Source organism: Paraburkholderia sp. MM5384-R2 (assembly GCF_014201025.1).
Lineage (GTDB): Bacteria > Pseudomonadota > Gammaproteobacteria > Burkholderiales > Burkholderiaceae > Paraburkholderia > Paraburkholderia tuberum.
Genome location: NZ_JACHDI010000010.1, coordinates 91533 through 112310, shown reverse-complemented (window position 1 = coordinate 112310; position 20778 = coordinate 91533). Strand labels below are relative to the sequence as shown.

Annotated in this window: 19 protein-coding genes and 1 pseudogene; 12 read left to right on the top strand and 8 right to left on the bottom strand. The window is 64.0% G+C overall.

What is annotated here, in order from left to right; genetic code table 11:
- Window positions 1-110 precede the first annotated feature (110 nt).
- The 4 genes and pseudogenes from HDG37_RS18010 to zwf form a co-directional block, all read left to right on the top strand.
- Window positions 111-485 (top strand): annotated as a pseudogene (locus tag HDG37_RS18010) (NAD(P)/FAD-dependent oxidoreductase); the annotation flags it as partial.
- A gap of 209 nt (window positions 486-694) precedes the next feature.
- Window positions 695-1327, top strand: coding sequence for a C39 family peptidase (locus tag HDG37_RS18005; protein ID WP_184049945.1), 633 nt, complete (start codon window positions 695-697; stop codon window positions 1325-1327).
- Window positions 1328-1457: 130 nt separating this feature from the next.
- Window positions 1458-2390: a bifunctional Delta(1)-pyrroline-2-carboxylate/Delta(1)-piperideine-2-carboxylate reductase gene (lhpI, locus tag HDG37_RS18000; protein WP_184049943.1), complete on the top strand. Its 933-nt coding sequence runs from the start codon at window positions 1458-1460 to the stop codon at window positions 2388-2390.
- Window positions 2391-2625: 235 nt separating this feature from the next.
- Window positions 2626-4107, top strand: coding sequence for a glucose-6-phosphate dehydrogenase (gene zwf / locus HDG37_RS17995; protein WP_090806032.1), 1482 nt, complete (start codon window positions 2626-2628; stop codon window positions 4105-4107).
- A gap of 91 nt (window positions 4108-4198) precedes the next feature.
- On the opposite strand, the gene HDG37_RS39365 is transcribed toward zwf, so the two are convergent.
- Entirely contained in the window at window positions 4199-4327 is a 129-nt protein-coding gene (locus tag HDG37_RS39365) for a hypothetical protein (RefSeq protein WP_260334919.1), read from the bottom strand.
- Here HDG37_RS39365 and HDG37_RS17990 point away from each other — a divergent pair.
- Window positions 4278-5423 carry a nucleoside hydrolase gene (locus tag HDG37_RS17990; protein ID WP_184049941.1) on the top strand — a complete coding sequence of 382 codons (1146 nt, stop codon included), beginning with the start codon at window positions 4278-4280 and terminating at the stop codon, window positions 5421-5423. The genes HDG37_RS39365 and HDG37_RS17990 overlap by 50 nt on opposite strands.
- A gap of 39 nt (window positions 5424-5462) precedes the next feature.
- Here HDG37_RS17990 and HDG37_RS17985 read toward each other — a convergent pair whose 3' ends face one another.
- The gene (locus HDG37_RS17985) at window positions 5463-6419 is read right to left on the bottom strand and encodes a LysR family transcriptional regulator (RefSeq protein ID WP_184034115.1); all 957 of its coding nucleotides are present in this window, start codon (window positions 6417-6419) and stop codon (window positions 5463-5465) included.
- Window positions 6420-7157: 738 nt separating this feature from the next.
- Window positions 7158-8210, bottom strand: coding sequence for an NAD(P)-dependent alcohol dehydrogenase (locus HDG37_RS17980; protein ID WP_184049939.1), 1053 nt, complete (start codon window positions 8208-8210; stop codon window positions 7158-7160).
- 337 nt (window positions 8211-8547) lie between these two features.
- Here HDG37_RS17980 and HDG37_RS17975 point away from each other — a divergent pair, with 337 nt between their 5' ends.
- On the top strand, window positions 8548-9516 hold the full coding sequence (locus HDG37_RS17975; protein WP_184049937.1) for an AraC family transcriptional regulator: 969 nt from the start codon (window positions 8548-8550) through the stop codon (window positions 9514-9516).
- Here HDG37_RS17975 and HDG37_RS17970 read toward each other — a convergent pair.
- The 3 genes from HDG37_RS17970 to HDG37_RS17960 are packed head-to-tail and all read right to left on the bottom strand — an operon-like array spanning window position 9513 to window position 11651.
- The gene (locus HDG37_RS17970; protein ID WP_184049935.1) at window positions 9513-10319 is read right to left on the bottom strand and encodes a molybdopterin-dependent oxidoreductase; all 807 of its coding nucleotides are present in this window, start codon (window positions 10317-10319) and stop codon (window positions 9513-9515) included. The genes HDG37_RS17975 and HDG37_RS17970 overlap by 4 nt on opposite strands.
- On the bottom strand, window positions 10316-10966 hold the full coding sequence (locus tag HDG37_RS17965; RefSeq protein ID WP_184049933.1) for a cytochrome b/b6 domain-containing protein: 651 nt from the start codon (window positions 10964-10966) through the stop codon (window positions 10316-10318). The genes HDG37_RS17970 and HDG37_RS17965 overlap by 4 nt, the downstream gene beginning before the upstream one ends.
- Window positions 10967-11009: 43 nt before the next feature.
- A complete protein-coding gene (locus HDG37_RS17960) occupies window positions 11010-11651 on the bottom strand; it encodes a DUF5666 domain-containing protein (protein WP_221312058.1) in 642 nt (213 codons plus the stop codon).
- A 232-nt stretch (window positions 11652-11883) separates the two neighbouring features.
- Between HDG37_RS17960 and HDG37_RS17955 the strand changes: the two genes are divergently transcribed.
- The 3 genes from HDG37_RS17955 (at window position 11884) to HDG37_RS17945 (ending at window position 14359) form a co-directional block, all read left to right on the top strand.
- Entirely contained in the window at window positions 11884-12555 is a 672-nt protein-coding gene (locus HDG37_RS17955) for a heavy metal response regulator transcription factor (protein WP_090806021.1), read from the top strand.
- Window positions 12552-13952 (top strand): heavy metal sensor histidine kinase, encoded by a 1401-nt coding sequence (locus HDG37_RS17950; RefSeq protein ID WP_184049931.1) that lies wholly within the window; start codon window positions 12552-12554, stop codon window positions 13950-13952. Before HDG37_RS17955 ends, HDG37_RS17950 begins: the two co-directional genes overlap by 4 nt.
- Before the next feature lie 104 nt (window positions 13953-14056).
- On the top strand, window positions 14057-14359 hold the full coding sequence (locus HDG37_RS17945; RefSeq protein ID WP_184049929.1) for a putative quinol monooxygenase: 303 nt from the start codon (window positions 14057-14059) through the stop codon (window positions 14357-14359).
- Between the two features lie 46 nt (window positions 14360-14405).
- Here the strand turns inward: HDG37_RS17945 and HDG37_RS17940 are convergent, their stop codons facing one another.
- A complete protein-coding gene (locus tag HDG37_RS17940; protein WP_184049927.1) occupies window positions 14406-15884 on the bottom strand; it encodes a sensor domain-containing diguanylate cyclase in 1479 nt (492 codons plus the stop codon).
- A gap of 123 nt (window positions 15885-16007) precedes the next feature.
- Window positions 16008-16766: a GntR family transcriptional regulator gene (locus HDG37_RS17935; RefSeq protein WP_184049925.1), complete on the bottom strand. Its 759-nt coding sequence runs from the start codon at window positions 16764-16766 to the stop codon at window positions 16008-16010.
- 269 nt (window positions 16767-17035) lie between these two features.
- Between HDG37_RS17935 and HDG37_RS17930 the strand changes: the two genes are divergently transcribed.
- The 3 genes from HDG37_RS17930 (at window position 17036) to HDG37_RS17920 (ending at window position 20775) form a co-directional block, all read left to right on the top strand.
- A complete protein-coding gene (locus HDG37_RS17930; protein ID WP_221312057.1) occupies window positions 17036-17377 on the top strand; it encodes a UxaA family hydrolase in 342 nt (113 codons plus the stop codon).
- 34 nt (window positions 17378-17411) lie between these two features.
- The gene (locus HDG37_RS17925; RefSeq protein WP_409260167.1) at window positions 17412-17672 is read left to right on the top strand and encodes an Ldh family oxidoreductase; all 261 of its coding nucleotides are present in this window, start codon (window positions 17412-17414) and stop codon (window positions 17670-17672) included.
- 151 nt (window positions 17673-17823) lie between these two features.
- Window positions 17824-20775, top strand: coding sequence for a molybdopterin-dependent oxidoreductase (locus HDG37_RS17920; protein WP_184049922.1), 2952 nt, complete (start codon window positions 17824-17826; stop codon window positions 20773-20775).
- Window positions 20776-20778: the final 3 nt, after the last annotated feature.

Genomic DNA, 20778 nt, shown 5'->3' with positions numbered 1-20778 from the left:
GTGAGACGAATATTTGTCAAATATTTGCGTGACGCATAATCGACGAATATTCGTGTGACGGATAATCGGGCATTCCGGCAGGCGCCGGCCGCGCCGTCCCGGCTGCGACCAGCCAGGGTCGCGAAGCCGCGGAGGTGCCGCTGATGATGGCCAGCATTCCATTGTGGAAAGAACTCGAACGTGAGCTGAATTTCGATCTCGAATGGCGCCAGGGCGGTTGCCTGTATGTCGCCACCCATGACGAAGACTGGACATCGTTTCAGCAATGGACCGAGGTCGCGCGTCAGTATGGCCTCGACACCCGCACGCTCGAGCGCAGGCAGATGGACGCCGTGGTGACCGGCCTGCAGGGCCCCGCGCTCGGCGGCCTGTACACGCCAAGCGACGGTCAGGCCGAACCGCGCCGCGTCGCCGCGGCCTTCGCGGCACGGGCAGCCGAAGCCGGCGCGCTGTTTTTCGAGGGCTGCGGCGTGGTTGGCGTCGAACGCGTGCTCTATCCGCGCGACCCGCATCCGCAGCCGAACGCGAGCCACGCGCCGCGCGCGCTGAAAAAGCTGCGCGCACTGTTTCCGGCGTTGCGCGACGCCCAGGTTCGTTTGCAGCGTTTCTTCGACGGCACGATGAAGCGGCCGCGCAGCATGCTGTAACTCCGCGCAACCCAGCCCGATACAACCCAACCCGACCGATACCACCGATGACCGAACCCGTTCTCCGCCACGCCGACGTCCCGTACTACACGCAATGGGGCAGCCCCGAGTGGGTGCGCGCCATCGTCGAACAGCAGCGCGACCCGTGCGACGATCCGCACTGGCAGCGCAGCGGTTTCGCCGACCCCGAGCGCTATCGCTTCTGGGCGCAACGCCTGTGCGGGCTGACGTGCCTCGAGTCGGCTCTCGACTACTGGAGCATCGATCACGCGCCGCGCGCCGCACTGCTCGACGACGCGCTGCGGCACGGCGTATACCGGTTGCGCGACGATGGTGGCGTCGACGGTCTGATCTACCGGCCGTTCGCCGACTGGGCGGGCCCGGCGTTCGGCCTCGATATCGACGTGCTGCCGCAGGCGTCGCTCGAGGAGATCGCGGCGCGGCTCGACGACGATACGCTCGCGATCGTGTCGGTGAGTCCCGAGATCCGCTATCCGGAGCGGACGAACCAGCGGCGGGGCGGTCATCTGATCCTGCTGCACGGGCGGGATCGCGATGGCGTGTGGTTTCACAACCCGTCGGGCGTCGCGCCGCATCAGTCCGACGTGTACCTGCCGTTCGCGACGATGTCGCGTTTCTATGCACGGCGGGGGATGACGCTCAGCCGCGGCACGAGCTAGCCGGCGCGCTGGGCATGAAGCGGAGTTCGCGATTCGGCGGGCAGTAGACGTCCACACGACTGGTCAATTTTTTCGCGCTCGGTTACGGTGACGTCATGCCCACTCCATCCCCCATTGGATCGTTCCGCCCATGACCCGCCCGACCACGCAGATCTTCTATGCCGCCGCCACCGCGCGGCTGATGCCTTACGCAGCGCTTGTCGACGCGTTGAGGCGCGCTAGCATCGACTACGCGCAACGACGCATCGTGAGCCCCGAGCGGCTCGTCGTGCCGCTGAACGCCGGCGGCGTCATGCTGTCGATGCCCGCCACCGCGCCCGATCTCGCGATCCACAAGCTCGTCAATGTGTGCGCGAGCAACGGCGCGCGCCATCTGCCGACGATCCACGGTCAGGTCATGGCCTTCGATGCCAATACCGGCGAGACGCTGTTCATCCTCGATGGTCCGACAGTGACGGGGCGCCGGACCGCGGCGATGTCGATGCTCGGCGTCGCGACGTTCGCCGCGCGCGCGCCGCGTGAATTCCTGCTGATCGGCACCGGCACGCAGGCGCTCAATCATCTGGAGGCGATCGGCGAACTGTTTGCCGACGCGCGCGTGTGGGTCAAGGGCAGCGCGCCCGAGCGCGCCGAAGCGTTCTGCGCGGCGCAGCGCGGCAAGGTGCGTGAGCTGCGGCCGCTCGCGGATGCGGGCGCGACGATTCCCGCTTCGGTCGACGTCGTGATCGCGTTGACCACGAGCAAACAGCCGGTCTACGACGAGACGGCACGCGCCGAGCGGCTCGTGATCGGCGTCGGCGCTTTCACGCCGCAGATGGTCGAGATCGGCGCGACTACGATCGCGGGCAGCGCGCTGTTCGTCGACGATCAGGCTGGCGCAATGCACGAGGCCGGCGATTTCATCCAGGCCGGTGTCGATTGGGCGCGGGTGGGCGGGATCGCCGCGGTGCTCGAGCAGACGCAGCCCTTGCCGGCGGGGCCGGTGGTGTTCAAGAGCGTAGGCTGCGCGGCGTGGGATCTGGCCGCGTGCCGGGTCGCGCGTGACGCGCTGGCGCGCGGCTGACCGTCAGCGGCCCAATGGCAAATAATCGCGCAAAATATCCCGAAAAAACGACTGTCTGGCGCGCAAGCTTGGCAACTTGCGCTAACCTGCGGCAGATGCTGCCGTGCAAACTATCTCAAAACGTTGCACCATAGATGTTTGCCGGAAAAAGCGCCATAGCGGACGTGAGCCGTAGCCCGTCCGCCCGCCGCCGATTCCTGATCGACGCCTTCCCCCTAGACGCTGCGACCGTGCCATGACGACCCAACAAGCTCCTGCCACACCTGACCTGCCGCTCGACATGATCATCTTCGGCGGCACCGGCGACCTGTCGTTCCGCAAGCTGCTGCCCGCGCTGTACATGGCGCATCTGCACTGCAACCTGCCGCCCGATACCCGCATTCTGACGATCGGGCGCAAGCCCTGGTCGCGCGAGGAATACATCAGCGAATTCATGGAGCAGAAGGCGAAGCCCTTCATCGACGAAAAAGCGTTCGACGCGTCGGCGTGGGACAAATTCCTCGCGATTTTCGAATACGTGCGGATGGACGTCGATGCGGCCGAGGACTACCTGCGCCTGAAGGAAGCGTCGCGCGACGGCGTGAACCGCGTGTTCTATCTGGCGACGTCGCCGGATCTGTTCACCCATATCTGCGACAACCTGTCGTCGGCCGGGCTCGTCGACGGCAATTCGCGGGTGGTGCTCGAAAAGCCGCTCGGCCACGATCTCGCGTCCGCTCAGGAGATCAACAACGCGGTCGGCAAGCATTTCGAAGAAGCGCAGATCTACCGGATCGACCACTACCTGGGCAAGGAAACCGTGCAGAACCTGATGGTGCTGCGCTTCGGCAATCCGATTTTCGGGCCGCTGTGGCAGGCGCCGTACATCAAGAGCGTGCAGATCACAGTGGCCGAAACGGTCGGCGTGGGCAGCCGCGCGGGGTTCTACGACAAGACCGGCGCGCTGCGCGACATGGTGCAGAACCACCTGCTGCAACTGCTGTGCATCGTCGCGATGGAGCCGCCAGTGTCGCTCGATCCCGACGCGGTGCGCGACGAAAAGCTGAAGGTGCTGCGCTCGCTGCGGCCGATGACGCCCGAGGACATCGCGCGCGACACGGTGCGCGGCCAGTACACGGCGGGCGCGGTGGATGGCGAGGCGGTCAAGGGCTACCTCGAGGAAGACAACGTGCCGGCGGGCAGCCGCGCCGAAACCTTTGTCGCGTTGCGCGCGCGGATCAACAACTGGCGCTGGGCCAACGTGCCGTTCTTCCTGCGCACCGGCAAGCGGATGCAGAAGAAGCTGTCGGAGATCGTCATCGAATTCTCCGATCTGCCGTTCTCGATCATCCCGAGCGGTGGACGAACCTACGGCAATCGTCTGGTGATCCAGTTGCAACCCGAAGAGTCGATCCAGTTGCAGGTGCTCGCGAAAGAGCCGGGCAGCGGCATGCACATGCTGCCGGTGAGCCTGAACCTCGACCTGCAGCAGGCGTTCACCGAGCGTCGCGCGGAAGCCTATGAGCGGCTTCTGATCGACGTGATCCGCGGACGTCTGACGCACTTCATGCGCCGCGACGAGCTCGAAGCGGCATGGGCGTGGGCCGAGCCGATTCTCGAAGGCTGGGCGAAGTCGGGCGAGCGGCCGCGCTCATATTCGGCGGGCACGTTCGGACCGGCGGCATCGACCGCGTTGATGACGCGGGAGAACGCCGTGTGGGCGGAGGAATCGCAGTAACGGGCTTTTGACAGCGCGCTATTCGAAGCGGCTCGCGACGTTGCAGTGGCGTCGCGAGCCGCTTTTGCGTGTGCTGTCGTTGCCGCGCTGATCATTCGTCATTCATACGGCTTGCGCCTATGATGGTTTCCTTGTCGGCGTCACGCAGCGGCATTCCAGACGGGGCATCGATGGGGCGAATTTTCGTGGCATTGATCTTGGCGGCAAGCGTGGCAATCACACTCGATCTCACGGCTTGCGCCAGCAGCAGTCTCGACGCCCGGAGCGATCCGCCGAAGGTGATCATCGACAGCGACTACAACACGCTCGGCGACGACGGCCAGCTCGGGGTGATGGCCGCGCAATTGCAGGCGCAGGGCTCGCTGCAAGTGCTCGGCATTACCGTGGTGTCGGGCAATCAGTGGCTGAAGCAAGGTGTTGCCGATGCGCTGAAATCGGTCGAACGACTCGGCGTCGAACAACAGATCGGCGTCTATGCGGGCGCCAACTACGCACCGACGCACGATTTCAAAACGATCCAGCGGGAAATGAAGGAATTCCCCGGCGGCGATGGCTATGTTGGCGCATGGAGCAAGCCCGAGCCGAAATCCGCTAGCGACCTCGTCGCGCCGCCGGACGGCTTCGCGACGCACACGAAGGTGCAGAGTCAGAGCGCGATCGACTTCATCGTCGAATCGGTCAAGCGGTACCCGGGCGAGGTGACGATCCTCGCGATCGGCCCGCTGACCAACATCGCGTTGGCCACGCGCGAGCATCCCGAGATCGTGCCGCTGATCAAGCAGATCATTTACATGGGCGGCGCGATCGACGTGCGGGGCAATACCACACCCGCCGCCGAATTCAACTGGTGGTTCGATCCCGCAGCGGCGAAAGCGGTGCTGCGTCTGCCGATCAAACAGACGGTGATTCCGCTCGACGTGACGGATACCGTGAAAATGGACAAGGCACTGTACGATCGCGTCGCGCACGATCCGGCGAAGCAGACCATCATCACGCAACTGTTCAGGACGCTGAACGGCTACGGATACGACGGCAAGAACGGCTTCGAGACCAATCCGAACTACACGACGAACATCTGGGACACGCTGACGCTCGCCTATCTGATGCATCCGTCGTTCGCGACGCAGACCGTCGAGGAGTGGGTGGATGTGGATACGGGCTTCGGCGCCAACGATGGCAAGGCCACGGGCTACACGAGTTCGCCGCCGCCGGGTTTGCAGAAGATGACGGTCGTCAAACGATTTGATAATCCGGCGTTTTTTAATTTCTACGTCGATCTGTTGACGCGGCCGGTGCCGGTGCGGCCGTTGGACTAGCCAACGCGCGAGCGCCGCGCGCTCGGACCCGCACCCGCTTCACGCGGGATGCAGGCCGCGCAGCAACTGACGCACGCGCGACAGATCCTGCTCGACGTGGCCGGCTTTCTCGAACAGCTCCGCGAGCCAATCGACGAACGCGCGCACGCGCGGCGACACGCGGCGGTTCTTCACATACGCGACCGAGACCGGCATCGGCACGGGTTTCCATTGCGGCAGCACTTCATGCAGCAAGCCCGAATCGAGGTAAGGCTGCGCGGCGATGCGCGCGGGCTGGATCATGCCGAGGCCTTGCAGTCCGCAGGTCAGGTACGCCTGTTCGTCGCTGACTTGTACGAAGCCGTTGAGCTTGACCTTGCGCGCTTCGCCGCCCACTTCGAAATCGAAGTCGCATTCGCGGCCGCTATGCGGCGACACGCAGTTGACCGCGACGTGCGCGCGCAGATCATCGAGATCGGCGGGCGTGCCGTGGCGGGCCAGGTAGGCCGGACTCGCGCAGGTGACCTGATCGAGCGTGCCGAGTTGCCGCGCGACGAGATTGGAATCGGGCAATTCACCGAGCTGGATGCTGCAGTCGATTGCTTCGGAGACCAGATCGACGGTGCGGTTGCTGACGCCGATCGCGAGGTCGAGGTTCGGGTAACGGGTGTGGAAGTCGTCTAGCGATGGGAGCACGATTGCGCTCGCTACCGCGCTGGGCATTTCGATGCGGAGGCGGCCGGTGAGGTTGTCGGTCGAATTGCGGAGGCTGGCTTCCATTTCGTCGATGTCGGCCAGGATTTGCGCGCAGCGTTCGTAATAGGCTGCGCCCTCCGGTGTGATGCTCAGGCGGCGCGTCGTGCGGACTAACAGCGCTGTGCCCAGCAGGGCTTCCAGGTTCTGGACGATCGTCGTCGCCGTTGCACGCGGAATGTTTAATGACTCCGCTGCGCGGGTGAAGCTGTTGGTGTCCACAATTCGGATGAATGTGCGCATTGCAGTTATTCTGTCGATCACTGGGATGCTCCAAATGGTTTTTGTCTTTTTTGCCTGCGGCGGATTTGTCTTTGTTCTTGTGGTGTTGGCCTTTCCTTGATTTCTTATCGGTCTATTAGCGTTGCCCCTGTGCGGGGCGGCACCTACTTTCTTTGCTGCTGCAAAGAAAGTAGGCAAAGAAGACAGCTCAAACCGCTAATTCTTAAGCGGGCACCGTGCTCCACGAATGGCAGTGGTGCATCTGGAATCCGTGCCCCCGCACATTCCACGGCAGTGACAAAGCCATCATCCATCCCACTCCGCACTATGTGCGTCGCGGACGGGTATGCAAGGGAAACCAGAGTGTTTTTTAGGTTAGTGGGGCCATCGGCTGCGCCTCGGCGACGCGCCGAAACGACCAATGGTTTGAGACCAGCGCTTCGGCGCGCGCGGCGCCGCCGGAAGAATGACGGCCTTGTCACTAACGCGGAGTGTGCGGGAACACAGATTCCAGATGCACCACTGCCCGCGGAATACAGAGGGACCCGCTTAAGAGTTAGCGGTTTGAGCTGTCTTCTTTGCCTACTTTCTTTGCAGCAGCAAAGAAAGTAGGTGCCGCCCCGCACAGGGGCAACGCCAATAGACCGACAAGAAATCAAGGAAAGGCCAACGCCCTAAGAACACAGAAAAAAGTGCGAAGGCAAAAAACACAACAACAAAACAGAACCCCGCGCCGCAGGCGCAAAAAAAACCACCCGCTGCGCGGCCAAAAAGTTGCTATTACTTCCGCATCGAATCCATATCAACCACAAACCGATACTTCACATCGCTCTTGAGCATGCGCTCGTACGCTTCATTGATCTTCTGCATCGGAATCATTTCAATATCAGAGGTAATGCCATGCTCGCCACAGAAATCGAGCATCTCCTGCGTCTCGGCAATACCGCCAATCAGCGAACCAGCAAGGCGCCGCCGCTTGAAGATCAGATTGAACACCTGCGGCGACGGATGATCGTGCTCCGGAGCACCCACCAACGTCATCGTCGCGTCACGCTTGAGCAGATTCAAAAACGGATTCAGATCATGCTGCGCAGCCACCGTATTGAGAATGAAATCGAAGCTATTCACATGCGCTTCCATCTCCTGCGGATTCTTCGAAACCACGACTTCATGCGCGCCAAGCCGCTTCGCATCCTCGATCTTCGACGGCGAAGTCGTAAACAGCACGACCTGCGCGCCCATCGCCCGAGCCAGCTTCACACCCATATGGCCGAGTCCACCGAGGCCGACAATCCCGACCTTCTTGCCCGGGCCCACACCCCACGTGCGTAGCGGCGAATACGTGGTGATGCCCGCGCACAGCAGCGGCGCGACACCCGCGGCGTCGAGATTCCGCGGCACGCGCAGCGTGAAAGCCTCATCGACGACCAGTTGCGTCGAATAGCCACCGTAAGTGACCTGTCCGTCGACGCGATCGATACCGTTATACGTGCCCACCCAACCGTTCTCGCAATACTGCTCGAGACCTTCCGCGCAGCTCGAACAGGTGCGGCACGAATCGACCAGACAGCCGACCGCGACCAGTTCACCGACCTTGTACTTCGTCACGTTCGGACCAACCGCGGTCACACGGCCTACGATCTCGTGGCCCGGCACGACCGGGTAGATCGTGTTCTTCCATTCGTTGCGCGCCTGATGCAGGTCGGAATGGCACACGCCGCAGTACAGCACTTCCATCTGTACGTCATGGGCGCGGGGTGCGCGGCGCTGGATTTCAAATGGGGCGAGCGGCGCGGTGGCGTCGGTCGCTGCATAGGCATACGTCGTGCTCATGGATGGCTCCAGCAAAGAGGGTGATGGCGTAACATGCGACGCGCCGACGATGCGCAACACTGGGTTGCGGATGCGGCGGGCCGCAGCATGAACCGGGATCGGGGCGCGAGCGTCGGGGGCCGCCGTTGGCAAGCTGTCGGCGCATGGCGGTCGATGACCGCGCACGCTGCGCGCGTCGAAAAAGGCGATCCGGCAGGGTTCCCATCTTAGGGACCCGGCGCTGCCCGGGGAATACCTGATCGTCTTGAAGGTTTGCCTAAAACTCTGGAGGGGCAGCGCGACAGGCTGTTTGATGCTAGATTTCAAGCATTATTCTCTTGGCCGTCACCATATCGTCATGTCCACTCAAGCTGTCGGTTCCATTCCGGAAGACCCCGCGCAACGCCGCTTGCTCGAACTGTTCAACCTGCTCGCGCCGAATGCCGGCATGACGCGCTCGAGCCTCGAAGGCGTCAGCCTGCTGCGCGCGAATCGTCCGATGCCGCGCATGCCGGTCATGTACGAGCCGAGCATCGTGATCGTCTGTCAGGGGCGCAAGCGCGGTTATCTCGGCGGTCAGGTATTCCAGTACGACGCGCAGCAGTACCTGGTGCTGTCGGTGCCGTTGCCGTTCGAATGCGAGACCGAGGCAAGCGAACAGGAGCCGTTTCTCGGCATGTCGGTGCGCGTCGATCTGACGATGGTCGCCGAACTGCTGATGGCGCTCAACGAAACCCAGGGCCTCGCGCAATACGAGCCGGCCGGCATGTATTCGACGCCGCTCGATGCCGCACTGAGCAGCGCGGTGCAGCGTCTGCTGGAGGCGCTCGCGTCGCCGCTCGACGCGCAAATCCTGGCGCCTGGCATCGTCCGGGAAATCTGTTATCGCGTGTTGACCGGCGAGCAGGGCGGCGCGATTCGCGCGGCGCTCACGCATCAGAATCACTTTGGCCGCATCGCGAAGGCGCTGCGGCGCATTCATGCGGACTATCACGCGTCGCTCGACGTCGATACGCTCGCGGCGGAGGCCGGCATGAGCCTCGCGGTGTTTCATGCGCAATTCAAGGCGGTCACCGCGACCTCGCCGATGCAGTACGTGAAGACCACGCGTCTGCATCACGCGCGTCTGTTGATGGTGCAGGACGGCTTGAATGCGGGCGCGGCCGCCGTGCGGGTCGGTTACGAAAGCGCGTCGCAGTTCAGCCGCGAGTTCAAGCGGCTGTTCGGCCTGAGTCCCGTCGACGAGGTCAAGCGCATGCGCGTCGCTCACGATGCGCCGCCGCCGCGCGCGCAAAAGCCGGTCCCGCGTTATGTGACCGCGGTCTAAAGCCCGCTGAACCAGTTGTAGCCCTGATCTTCCCAGTAGCCGCCCGGGTTCGTGTTGGTCACGAAGATCGCGGCGATGTGCTTCGGGTTCTTGAAGCCGAGCTTGGTCGGCACGCGCAGCTTCAGCGGATAGCCGTATCTGGCCGGCAGCGGCGCGTTGCGGAAATCGAGCGTCAATTGCGTTTGCGGATGCAGCGCGGTCGCCATGTCGAGGCTCGAGTAATAGCGGTCCGCGCATTTGAAACCGACGTAGCGCGCGCTCAGATCGGCACCGATCAGTTCGAGAAACGTGCGAAACGGCACGCCGCTCCATTGTCCGATCGCGCTCCATCCTTCGATGCACACGTGACGCGTGATCTGCGAGACCTGCGGCAACCTGCGCAGCTGCTCGAGACTCCAGCCGCGTTTATCCGCGACGAGCCCCGATACTTCGAGCCGATAGGTCGAGCCGTCGATATCGGGCGCGTCGAACTCGGGATAGAACGCGTTGAACGGAAACGGATCGGTGATATCGCGCGCCGAATAGGTCGGCGCGAGTTTGTTGCGATTGAACAGCCACGCCTGCACGCGGTCGTTCCAGCGCGACATCGCCCATAGCACCTTGTCGACGGAATCGTTGTCCTGCAGGTTGCAGCCGGACAGCATCGCAAGCGCGCCGATCGATAGCGAGGAGCGCAGAAACAAGCGGCGTTGCAACTGCTCGATCCGCGGCCGGTGCTCGGCAAGCACGATGCGTGAGCGGCGCGCGTCTTCTGTATTGGCGTGCGTATCGTTCGCCGTGTCGGTTCGTTGCGGGGCGCTCATGCGCGAGTCCTCTGGGAGGCTTGATCGATGCGCTGTGCGTTGCGCCGGGCGCGTCCGGTGACCATCGGCGGCAACGTGCGCGGCACCAGCAGCACCAGCAGCAGATGCACGACGACAAAGCCGACCACGCCGGCCATCGCGACGAAATGCACGCGGCGCGCAAAATCGAAGCCGCCGAACAGCGCGGTTAGCCACGACAATTGCACCGGCTTCCAGATCGATAGTCCCGATGCGACCAGCAGCACGCCGAGCAGCAGTACCAGCAGATACAACGCGCGCTGCACGGCGTTGTATCTACCGGTTTCGTGCGGCAGTCTGAGGCGCAACGCCAGCGCCGCATCGCGCGCCAGCTCGCGGGCACGCAGCGGCAGCAGCTTGCGACGCAAATGGCCGCTCGCGACGCCATGCGCGAGATACAGCAGGCCGTTCGCGCACAGCAGCCACATCGCCGCGAAGTGCCATGCGATCGAGCCGCCGAGCCATCCGCCGAGCGTCGCCCACACGGGGAACCGGAACGCAAAGATCGGCGACGCGTTATAAATCGCCCAGCCGCTCATCACCATGCAGACCATCGCGAACGCATTGATCCAGTGCGTCACGCGAACGACGAGGGGATGAACGACCAGAAATGCTTGCGAGTCGGGCATTGGCTTCAAAGACGAGAGGGATGAAGACGAACGACGTGCGGCTTTACATCGGCGGCGTCACGCCATGCTCGCCGGCCGAAATGAAATTCGCCGCCATCGCGCCGTCCGCTTCCTTGTGCGCGAACAGCACGACCTTCGTGCCGGGCGTGAGCAACGCGCGGCTGCCCGGCTCCAGACTGACGATGGGCACGTCCTGCGGAATCACGATCTTCTTCTCGCCATCCTTGTACTTGATGGTAATCGTGCGGCCGTTGCTGACCACGAGCGAGCCGACCGTGCCGTTCGTCATCGTGCTGTTCGCGCCGAGATCCCACGGCCGATGACCTTCGCCCGAACCGCGCATGCTCGGCGGGAATACATGCACTTCGAGCGCCTTCAACGTGCCGTCGGGCTGCGGAATCGCGGCGGTGCCGACGTAGCTGTCCGGCTTGATGTCGCTGACGTTGGCGAGCGTGACGCCGCGAATCGGCGTGTCGGCGGCGAGCTTCACGTCGACGTCCTGACCGTCGCGCGTGTGGACTTTGAGCAGATCGCCCGACAGCGACGTCACCGTGCCGCGCACGCCGGTCGGCGCGGCGGTCTGGGCCGAAGCCGCGAACGTCGTCGCGAGCAGCGCGGCGGCGAGTGCGGGGACGGCGAGGGCGCGCAGCGTTCGTGCGCGGGCGATCTTCATGCGGGTCTTCATGAGGCAACTCCAGGAAGGGATGCAGCGTGATGGACGGTGCGTTCAGACTAGCCGTCGCATCGGCTCGTCAGAGTGACGGGAGGATGACAAAAACGTCATCAAGGGTCGATGGCGGCCACGTAGAATGGCCGCCGGGAGCGCTGCGGTTGTTCTCGAGCGCTGTCATCAGGCTTTTTTGCGCGTGCGAGCGCGGCCTTTCCGGTCGCATCGCGCGAGAGGAGCAGCGAGCATCATGAGCATTCTGGTCATCGAAGACGATCCGAAAACCGGCGACTATCTGAAGAAGGGCCTGCGCGAGCATGGCTACGCGGTCGACCTCGCGCGCACCGGCACGGACGGCCTGCATCTGGCGCTCGAGCATGAATACGAACTGGTCGTTCTCGACGTGATGCTGCCCGGCATCGACGGTTGGGAAATCATGCGGGCGTTGCGTGCGCGGCGCGATCTGCGGGTGATTTTCCTGACCGCGCGCGATCAGGTCAGCGACCGCATTCGCGGTCTCGAACTCGGCGCCGACGACTATCTGGTCAAACCGTTTTCGTTTACCGAGCTGGTGCTGCGCGTTCGCACGCTGTTGCGCCGTGGCGTGATCCGCGAGAGCGACGTGTTCGAAGTCGCCGACCTCAAGCTCGACGTATTGCGCCGCCGGGTCACGCGCGAGGGCGTCGACATTGCGCTGACCAACAAGGAGTTCATGCTGCTGCATCTGCTGGTGCGCCGCGAGGGCGAAGCGCTGTCACGCTCGCAGATCGCGTCGGAAGTGTGGGACATGAACTTCGATAGCGACACCAACGTGGTCGACGTGGCGATCAAGCGCTTGCGCGCGAAGGTCGATCACCCGTTCGGGAAGAAGCTGATTCACACGGTGCGCAGCATCGGCTACACGTTCGGCGACGGCGCATGAAACTCTGGAGCGAACGCTCGCTGATCGCGCGCACCACGTTGCTGTTCGCGCTGATCGCCTGCGCGGTGATCGGCTCGCTCGGCGCGTATTTTTATCATTCCGCCGAAGTCTCGCTGCAACGCCGCGCCGACGTCGTGCTGAGCGGCCGTGTCGAGCATTTCAGCCGCATCGTGCACGACCTTTATTCGGTCAGCGAATTAAAAAAGCGCCCGCTGCTGTTCGAGACGATGCTCGGCGCGGAAGAGGACGTGCTGATCTTCCGGCGGCCGGGCGAAGCGCCGTTCGTCGACGTGAATCCGGGCAGGCTCGCGGTGCCTGATCTACCGGTCGGCCCGGCGGGCAATCCGCCGCGTGCCGCCGACATGCGTCAGACGCGCCTGCCCGACGGCGTGCCGGTGCATTGGGCGATTGCGACCGCGACAGCGCGCGAGGATGGCGCCGAAGTCGAGGTGATCGCAGGCCATCCGATGACGCACGAAATGCGCATGCTGGCCGAATACCGCAACCGCATCGTGCTGGCGACGCTGAGCGGCATGCTGGCCGCGACGCTGCTCGCTTACGGCGTGCTGCGCCGCGCGCTGCGACCGATTCGCGAGATCGCCACGCGGGCCGCGCAAATCAGTCCGACGAACCTGGCGGTCCGGCTCGACGACGAAGCGGCGCCGGTGGAACTGCGTCAACTCACACACGCGTTCAACGCGATGCTCGATCGTCTCGCCGACGGCTATCAACGCCTGCAGCAGTTTTCCGCCGATCTCGCGCACGAGATTCGCACGCCGGTCGGCGCGCTGGTCGGCCAAACCCAGGTGGCGCTCGCCCAGCCGCGCGAAGCCGACGAATATCAGCAACTGCTCGAATCGAATCTCGAGGAGTTGAATCGCCTGAGCCATATCGCGGAGAACATCCTGTTTCTCGCGCATGCGGATCATGCGGCGTTGTCGATCGAGCGGCAGCCGGTCGATCTGCATGGCGAGCTCATCAGGATCGCCGACTATTTCGAAGGCCTGGCCGACGAACGCGGGATGCGTTTCGAAGTCGACGCGGCGGGCGTCGCGTCTGCCAATCCGATGCTGTGCCGCCGCGCCATCAACAATCTGGTCGTCAACGCGGTGCGTTACGGCGCGGGCGACACGATCGTGCGCCTGCGCGGCGCGCAGGACGAAGCAGGCGCGCTGGTGACGGTCGAAAACGAGGGTGAGCCGATTCCCGCCGTGCAACTCGACCGGCTGTTCGACCGCTTCTATCGCGGCGACGCGGCGCGCAGCGCGTTCACCGAATCGAACGGACTCGGGCTCGCGATCGTGAAGGCGATCATGCATCTGCATGGCGGCGGCGCGCGCGTGGTGTGTCCGCGACCGGGCGTCGTGCGTTTCGAGCTGCGCTTTCCGGGTGCGTGACTTGCTGGCGGGGTAGGTCCGGCGCAGCCTCAACCGACGCCGCCTATACTTTTCAAAGCGCTTTGAAAGGACCGTTCGCTGCCGAACTCACCAGGAGTCGCATCATGGTCAAGCTCGCTTTGTATGTCCGTCTGGAAGCCAAGCCCGGTAAGGAAAAGGAAGTCGAGGCGTTTCTGCTCGGCGGCCTGCCGCTTGTCGAGCAGGAACCGGCCACCGCTGCGTGGTTCGGTCTGAAGCTCGGTCCGTCGACGTACGCCATTTTCGACGCGTTCGAAGACGAAGCCGGCCGCGACGCGCATCTGAACGGCAAGGTCGCGGCCGCGTTGATGGAGAAGGCGGGCGAGCTGTTCGCGTCGCCGCCGGGCATCGTCAAGGTGGATGTGCTCGCGGCCAAACTGCCGGGCTGAGGTTGAGCGTTGCGTTGGCGTGGTGAACGCCTGACGCCGGCGAGCGTTACTTCGCCGCCGCGTCCGCCCCCGGCTGCGCCTCGTAGTGCGCGCGCTTTTCCTGGTACATCAGCAGGTCGGCGTGCTGCACGCCCGCTTCCAGCCGATCGCCGCGCTGGCAGGTTGCCGCGCCCATCGAGAAGCTCAGCGGCGAGCCCGGATAGAACTGGTTGTTCATCTCGACGAGCTGGCGGATCGCGTCGATCATCGCCGCGCCGCCGCGCTCGTCGGTATCGGGCATCAGGATCGCGAACTCGTCGCCGCCGATGCGGGCCGCGTGGAACGGCGATTCCATCGCCTTCGCGAGCACTTCGCCGGCACGCCGCAGCAGCGCGTCGCCGGCCGCGTGACCGAGCTGATCGTTCACGCGCTTCAGGCCGTTCAGGTCGGCCATGATGATCGTCACGGGCCACGGTCCCTTGCGTTCGAGCCGGTTCAGCTCGTCGACGTAGAACGAGCGGTTGCGCAGCTTGGTCAGCACGTCGTGCTTGCCGAGGAATTCGAGGTAGGCCTCGGCCTTCTTGCGCGCGGTGATGTCGGTCAGCGCGACGAGTACGAGGTCCCAGTCCTGCTCGTGGCCTGGCAGCACCGAGAATTGCAGGTGCACGTGCACCTCGTTGCCGTCGAGTGAATAGTTGAGCACCTCGCGCTGCTGGAACAGCTTGTTGTCCCACAGTTCGATCAACTGCTCGCGGAAATGCGGACGCATGTCGTCGCGGAACACGTCGGCGAGGCGCGCGAGCAGCGTTTTCTTGTCCTTCGCGCCGAACATCCCGAGCGTGTGATGGTTGACGTCGAGTACATGGATTTCAGTCATGCAGCGTTCGACGAACTCGGGATGGACGTCGGTAAACACGCGGAAATCGTTGATGCCGGCCGCGCGCGCGCCGTCGAGCAGGCGTTTGACGGCGCTGAAATCCTCGACCCACAGCGATACCGGCGAATGCTCGAAGAGCCCGCGCGCGTATTCCTCCGCTTGCGCGACGCGGCGCCGCGCGCCTTCGAGCTCGGTGATGTCTTCGGTCGACACCAGCACGCGGTCCCAGCGTTCCTCGTGACCGGGCAGCACCGCGCCTTTCAGCAGTACGTCGAGGCGCCGTCCACCGAGCGTGTAGTTGACCGTGTGGCTCGTGAAGTTCGACTGTCCGGCCCATAGCTGGCACAGCTCTTCGAGGTGCGTTTTCAGCATATCGTCGCGCAACACCGAGGCGAGATTGCTCGTCAGCGTGTCGAAATCGGCGGCCTCGAATTGCGTGAGCGTCTGGCGATTGACCTTGATCACGCGGATGCGATGAGCGCATTCGGCGACGCGGCGCGGGTCTTCGGCGAAATGGGCGCGCAGATCGGTCACGCCGGCGGCTCGCCAGGCGTCGAACAATGCGCGCACGCCGCTGAAATCTTCGAGCCACAGCGACACGGGCGCGAGGTCGAACATCCCGGAGTCGTCGTTGATGGGCGCGGAGCCGCTCGTGAGGGTATCCAGCATGAGGTTCTCGGGGGCGGAAGTGCGGCTATTTTAGACAGGTTGGCGCCGGCCGAAAATGAAAGACGATTGGCCTGTCGTTTTTGCGCAGATGTGATATGAGGCGCAGGCGGCGACCGAGGTCCGCTATTTCTGATCGTCGCGCGCCGCGCGCGTGCCGATGTACTCGTACTCCTCGGTATTGAGCCGCGAAATGCGCAGTTCGACCGCGCTGCGGCGATACGAGTATGCGATGCGCCGGATCTCGAGCAGCGGCGCGCCGACTTCGACGCCTAGTTGTGTGCTTTCGAGCTCATTGGCGAGCGCAACGCTCACATGCTCATCGGTCTCGACCACGTTGATGCCGAAACCGTCCTGATAGAAGTTGTACAGCGTGTTCGGCCGGTTGCGCAGCTTGCTTTCCGTCAAGCCGGGAAACAGCGCTTCGGGCACGGTGATATGTTCGATCAGCACGGTCTTGCCGTGCAGCGCGAGCCCGTTGACGAACTGAAGAACGCGCGCGCCGGTGTCGACGCCGAGCGCGGCGGCCGCCTCGCGCGAGGCACGCGCCTTCCTGAACCCGATCAGCGTGACGACCGGGTAGGCCTTGTCGCCGTCGCGCCGCACGATGCGAAAGAAGCGGAAGAAGTGCCGATCGCGCTGATGCATCGCCACGAACGTGCCGAGCCCCTGATGACGGATCAGAATGTTCTCGGCGCACAGTTCGTCGATGGCTTTGCGCAGCGTGCCGATCGACACGCCGAAGCGTTCGGCGAGGCGCTTTTCCGAAGGAATGCATTCGCCGCCTTTCCATTCGCCGGCCGCGAGCGCCGCGAGAATCGCGCTCTTGACCTCCTTGTACCGTGTGCCTCCCACTGCGGGCGCATTGATCGCGAGCGTGCTCATGAAAACCTCTGGGATACGCGAGTCGTGCCGCTCGCCGGGGTTGAACCTGCCCTGATTCTAAACGACCAGGTCATCTAATCCATCTGGATGAATCGTATGTTGTCGGTGAATCGCGACAACGGCCCGGTTCTCGCTCAGTCGTCTAACACATATATATGACCTGGTTGACATTGGGTAAGCCGCCGCCTAACATCGATTCACCGCGGCGCACCTGGCTGCGCTGCCCCGGCGGCACCCTCACCGCATTCAAACTACGAATGGAGACGCTCATGAGCAATCCCACGGCAGACATCAACGACGCCGCAGCGGGCGCGTCGGCGCCGCGCAGAACGATCCACATCGTGCTGCACGAGGCGAAAGACACGGTCGGCGTGGCGGTGGTCGAGGGCATCAAGGCGGGCACGCTGCTCAACGCATGGATCATGGACGACGACGAAATCGTCACCGTGCCGGCGAAGCAGGACATTCCGATCGGTCACAAGATCGCGCTGAAGGACATGGCCGTTGGCGACACGGTGTTCAAGTACGGCGTCGACATCGGCAAGGTGGTCGCGCCGATCAAGGCCGGCGAGCACGCCCACGTGCACAACATCAAGACGAAGCGCTGGTAGGCAGAGCAGCGCCGCGCGCGCCGCGCTCGACGGCATGATGCTGCCGTTCGGCGGCGCCAAAGGCGCGATGCTGGCGCTCGTGGTCGAGCTGCTGGCCGCCGCGCTGAGCGGCGCGAACTTCGGCTGCGAAGCGGGCTCGTTTCTGACCGAGGAGGGCGAGCGCTCGCGCATCGGCCACCCGTTCTGGGTGATCGACCCGGGCGCGCTGGCCGGCGACGACGCGTATCTGTCGCGTGTCGAGGCGCTGATCGAGATCACCCGACTGGACACGCCGTCGAAAAAAGCGCATAGGTGAAAGCGAAACCGAAACTATCGGTGCGCCGGATAGTTTTGCTCGCAAATCGCGATTTCCCTTGTGAGGCAGGTGCGAATACGATGGTCGGTATCGTATGAGCAGCGCGTATGACGCGCGCTTCGGCCCACCAGAAGCAACGACGGAGATGGCCATGGAGCACCACGCCCGCACGCAGAACGAACGGCTTGATGTCAAGACCACCACCTGCTACATGTGCGCGTGCCGCTGCGGCATCCGGGTGCATCTGCGCGACGGCGAGGTGCGCTATATCGACGGCAATCCGGAGCATCCGCTCAATCAGGGCGTCATCTGCGCGAAGGGTGCCTCCGGCATCATGAAGCAGTACTCGCCCGCGCGCCTTACGCAGCCTTTGATGCGCAAGGCCGGCGCGCAGCGCGGCAGCGCGCAGTTCGAGCCGGTCTCGTGGGACACCGCGTTCGACGTGCTCGAAAAGCGTCTCGCCGCGATTCGCTCGAGCGATCCGAAGAAGTTCGCATTGTTCACGGGCCGCGATCAGATGCAGGCGCTGACCGGCCTGTTCGCCAAACAGTTCGGTACGCCGAACTATGCGGCGCACGGCGGCTTTTGCTCGTCGAACATGGCGGCCGGCATGATCTATACGATCGGCGGTTCGTTCTGGGAATTCGGCGGACCGGATCTCGACAGCGCGAAGCTGTTCTTCATGATCGGCACCGCGGAAGATCATCATTCGAATCCGCTGAAGATCGCGATTGCGAAGTTCAAGCGCGCGGGTGGCCGCTTCATCGCGATCAATCCGATCCGCACCGGCTATGCGGCGATCGCGGACGAATGGGTGCCGATCAAGCCCGGCACCGACGGCGCGCTGTTCATGGCGTTCCTGCACGAACTGATCGCCGCCGACGCGTGGGATCACGAGTTCGTGCAGCGCTACACGAACGCGGCGGAGCTGATCGATCTCGACGAAGCGAGCGAAAACTTCGGTTTGTTCGTGCGCGATCCCGAACGGGCCGAAGGCAATCCGCTGTTTCCGCAGAATCATCTGTGGTGGGACCCGGCCACCCAGCGCGCGGTACCCCATCATGCGAGCGGCGTGAGGCCCGCGCTCGACGGCCGTTACACGCTCGACAACGGCAAGCCGGTAACGCCGTCGTTTGCATTGCTGCGCGAGCGCGTCGCCGAGTGCACGCCCGAATGGGCGGCGGCGATCACCGGCATCGCGGCCGAGACGATCCGGCGGCTCGCCGGCGAGATGATCGAGACGGGCCGCCGGCACCGCATCACGCTGCCGATCCGCTGGACCGACGCGTGGGGCGAAACGCACGAGACGGTCACGGGCAACCCGGTCGCTTTTCATGCGATGCGCGGGCTCGCCGCGCATTCGAACGGCTTTCAGTCGATCCGCGCGCTCGCCGTGCTGATGTCGCTCCTGGGCACGATCGACCGGCCCGGCGGCTTTCGTCACAAGTCGCCGTTTCCGCGCGCGGTGCCGCCATCGGCGAAACCACCGAACGACCCCGCCGCGGTGAAGCCCGATACACCGCTTGCGACGGGCCCGCTAGGCTGGCCCGCCGCGCCCGAGGATCTGTTCATCGACGAACACGGCGCTCCGGTGCGCATCGACCGGGCGTTCTCGTGGGAATATCCGCTCGCGGTGCACGGCGTCATGCACAGCGTGATCACCAACGCGTGGCGCGGCGATCCGTATCCCATCGACACGCTGATGATTTTCATGGCCAACATGGCGTGGAATTCGTCCATGAACACGATGAAGGTGCGCGAGATGCTCGCCGACAAACACGCCAACGGCGACTACAAGATTCCGTTTCTCGTCGTGTGCGACGCGTTCCAGTCGGAGATGACCGCATTCGCCGATCTGATCCTGCCGGACACGACTTACCTCGAACGTTACGACGCGATGTCGATGCTCGACCGGCCGATCTCCGAGTTCGACGGCCCCGTCGATTCGGTGCGTGTACCGGTCGTGCCGCCGACCGGCGAATGCAAGCCGTTCCAGGAAGTGCTGATCGAACTGGCGTCGCGCCTGAGGTTTCCGGCGTTCACCAATGCGGATGGCGGCCGGCGCTTTCGCGACTATCCGGACTTCATCGTCAATCACACGACCTCGCCCGGTTCCGGCGTCGGCTTTCTGATCGGCTGGCGCGGCAAGGATGGCGACAAGGCGCTCGTCGGCGAGCCGAATCCGAATCAATGGGAGCAGTACGCGAAGAACAACTGCGTATTCCATTACCGCTTGCCCGAGACCTTGCAGTACATGCGCAACTGCAACGGACCGTATCTCGACTGGGCGGTCAAACACGGTTTCCGCAAATTCAGCGAACCGATTCTGATCCAGCTTTACTCGGACGTGATGCAGAAGTTCAGGCTCGCCGCGCAAGGACGCACGAGCGGCCGGCAGCCGCCCGACCATCTGCGCGCGCGCGTCGACAGGTACTTCGATCCGCTGCCGTTCTGGTACGCGCCGCTCGAAAGCGCGGCGACGGATCTCGCGCGATTCCCGCTCGCCGCGGTCACCCAGCGGCCGATGGCGATGTATCACTCGTGGGACTCGCAGAACGCGTGGCTGCGGCAGATTCATGGGGAGAATTACCTTTATGTGAATCCGAAAACGGCGAGCGCGAACGGCATCGCCGACGGCAGCTGGATCTACGTCGAATCGCAATGGGGCCGCGTGCGCTGTATGGCGCGCTACAGCGAGACCGTCGAACCGGGCACCGTATGGACGTGGAACGCGATCGGCAAAGCGGCGGGCGCATGGAATCTCGGTCCCGACGCGAACGAATCGCAGCGCGGCTTCCTGCTCAATCACCTGATCACCGACGAGCTGCCGGGCTGCGACGAGGCACCCGCGCGCATGTCGAACTCCGATCCGGTGACGGGCCAGGCCGCCTGGTACGACGTGCGCGTGCGCATCTATCCGGCCGAAGCCGACGCGCGGCACACGCTGCCGCAGTTCGAGGCGATGCCCGAATTGCCCGGCGCGGTTGCACGGAAGAGTGTGGTGTCGCGCATCGTCCAGACCTATTTCGCGGGACGCGGAGAATTCGCGGCTCGCCTGCGCGGGACGTTGCGCCGCGCCGAAACTAACGGCGACGACCGCTAAAGC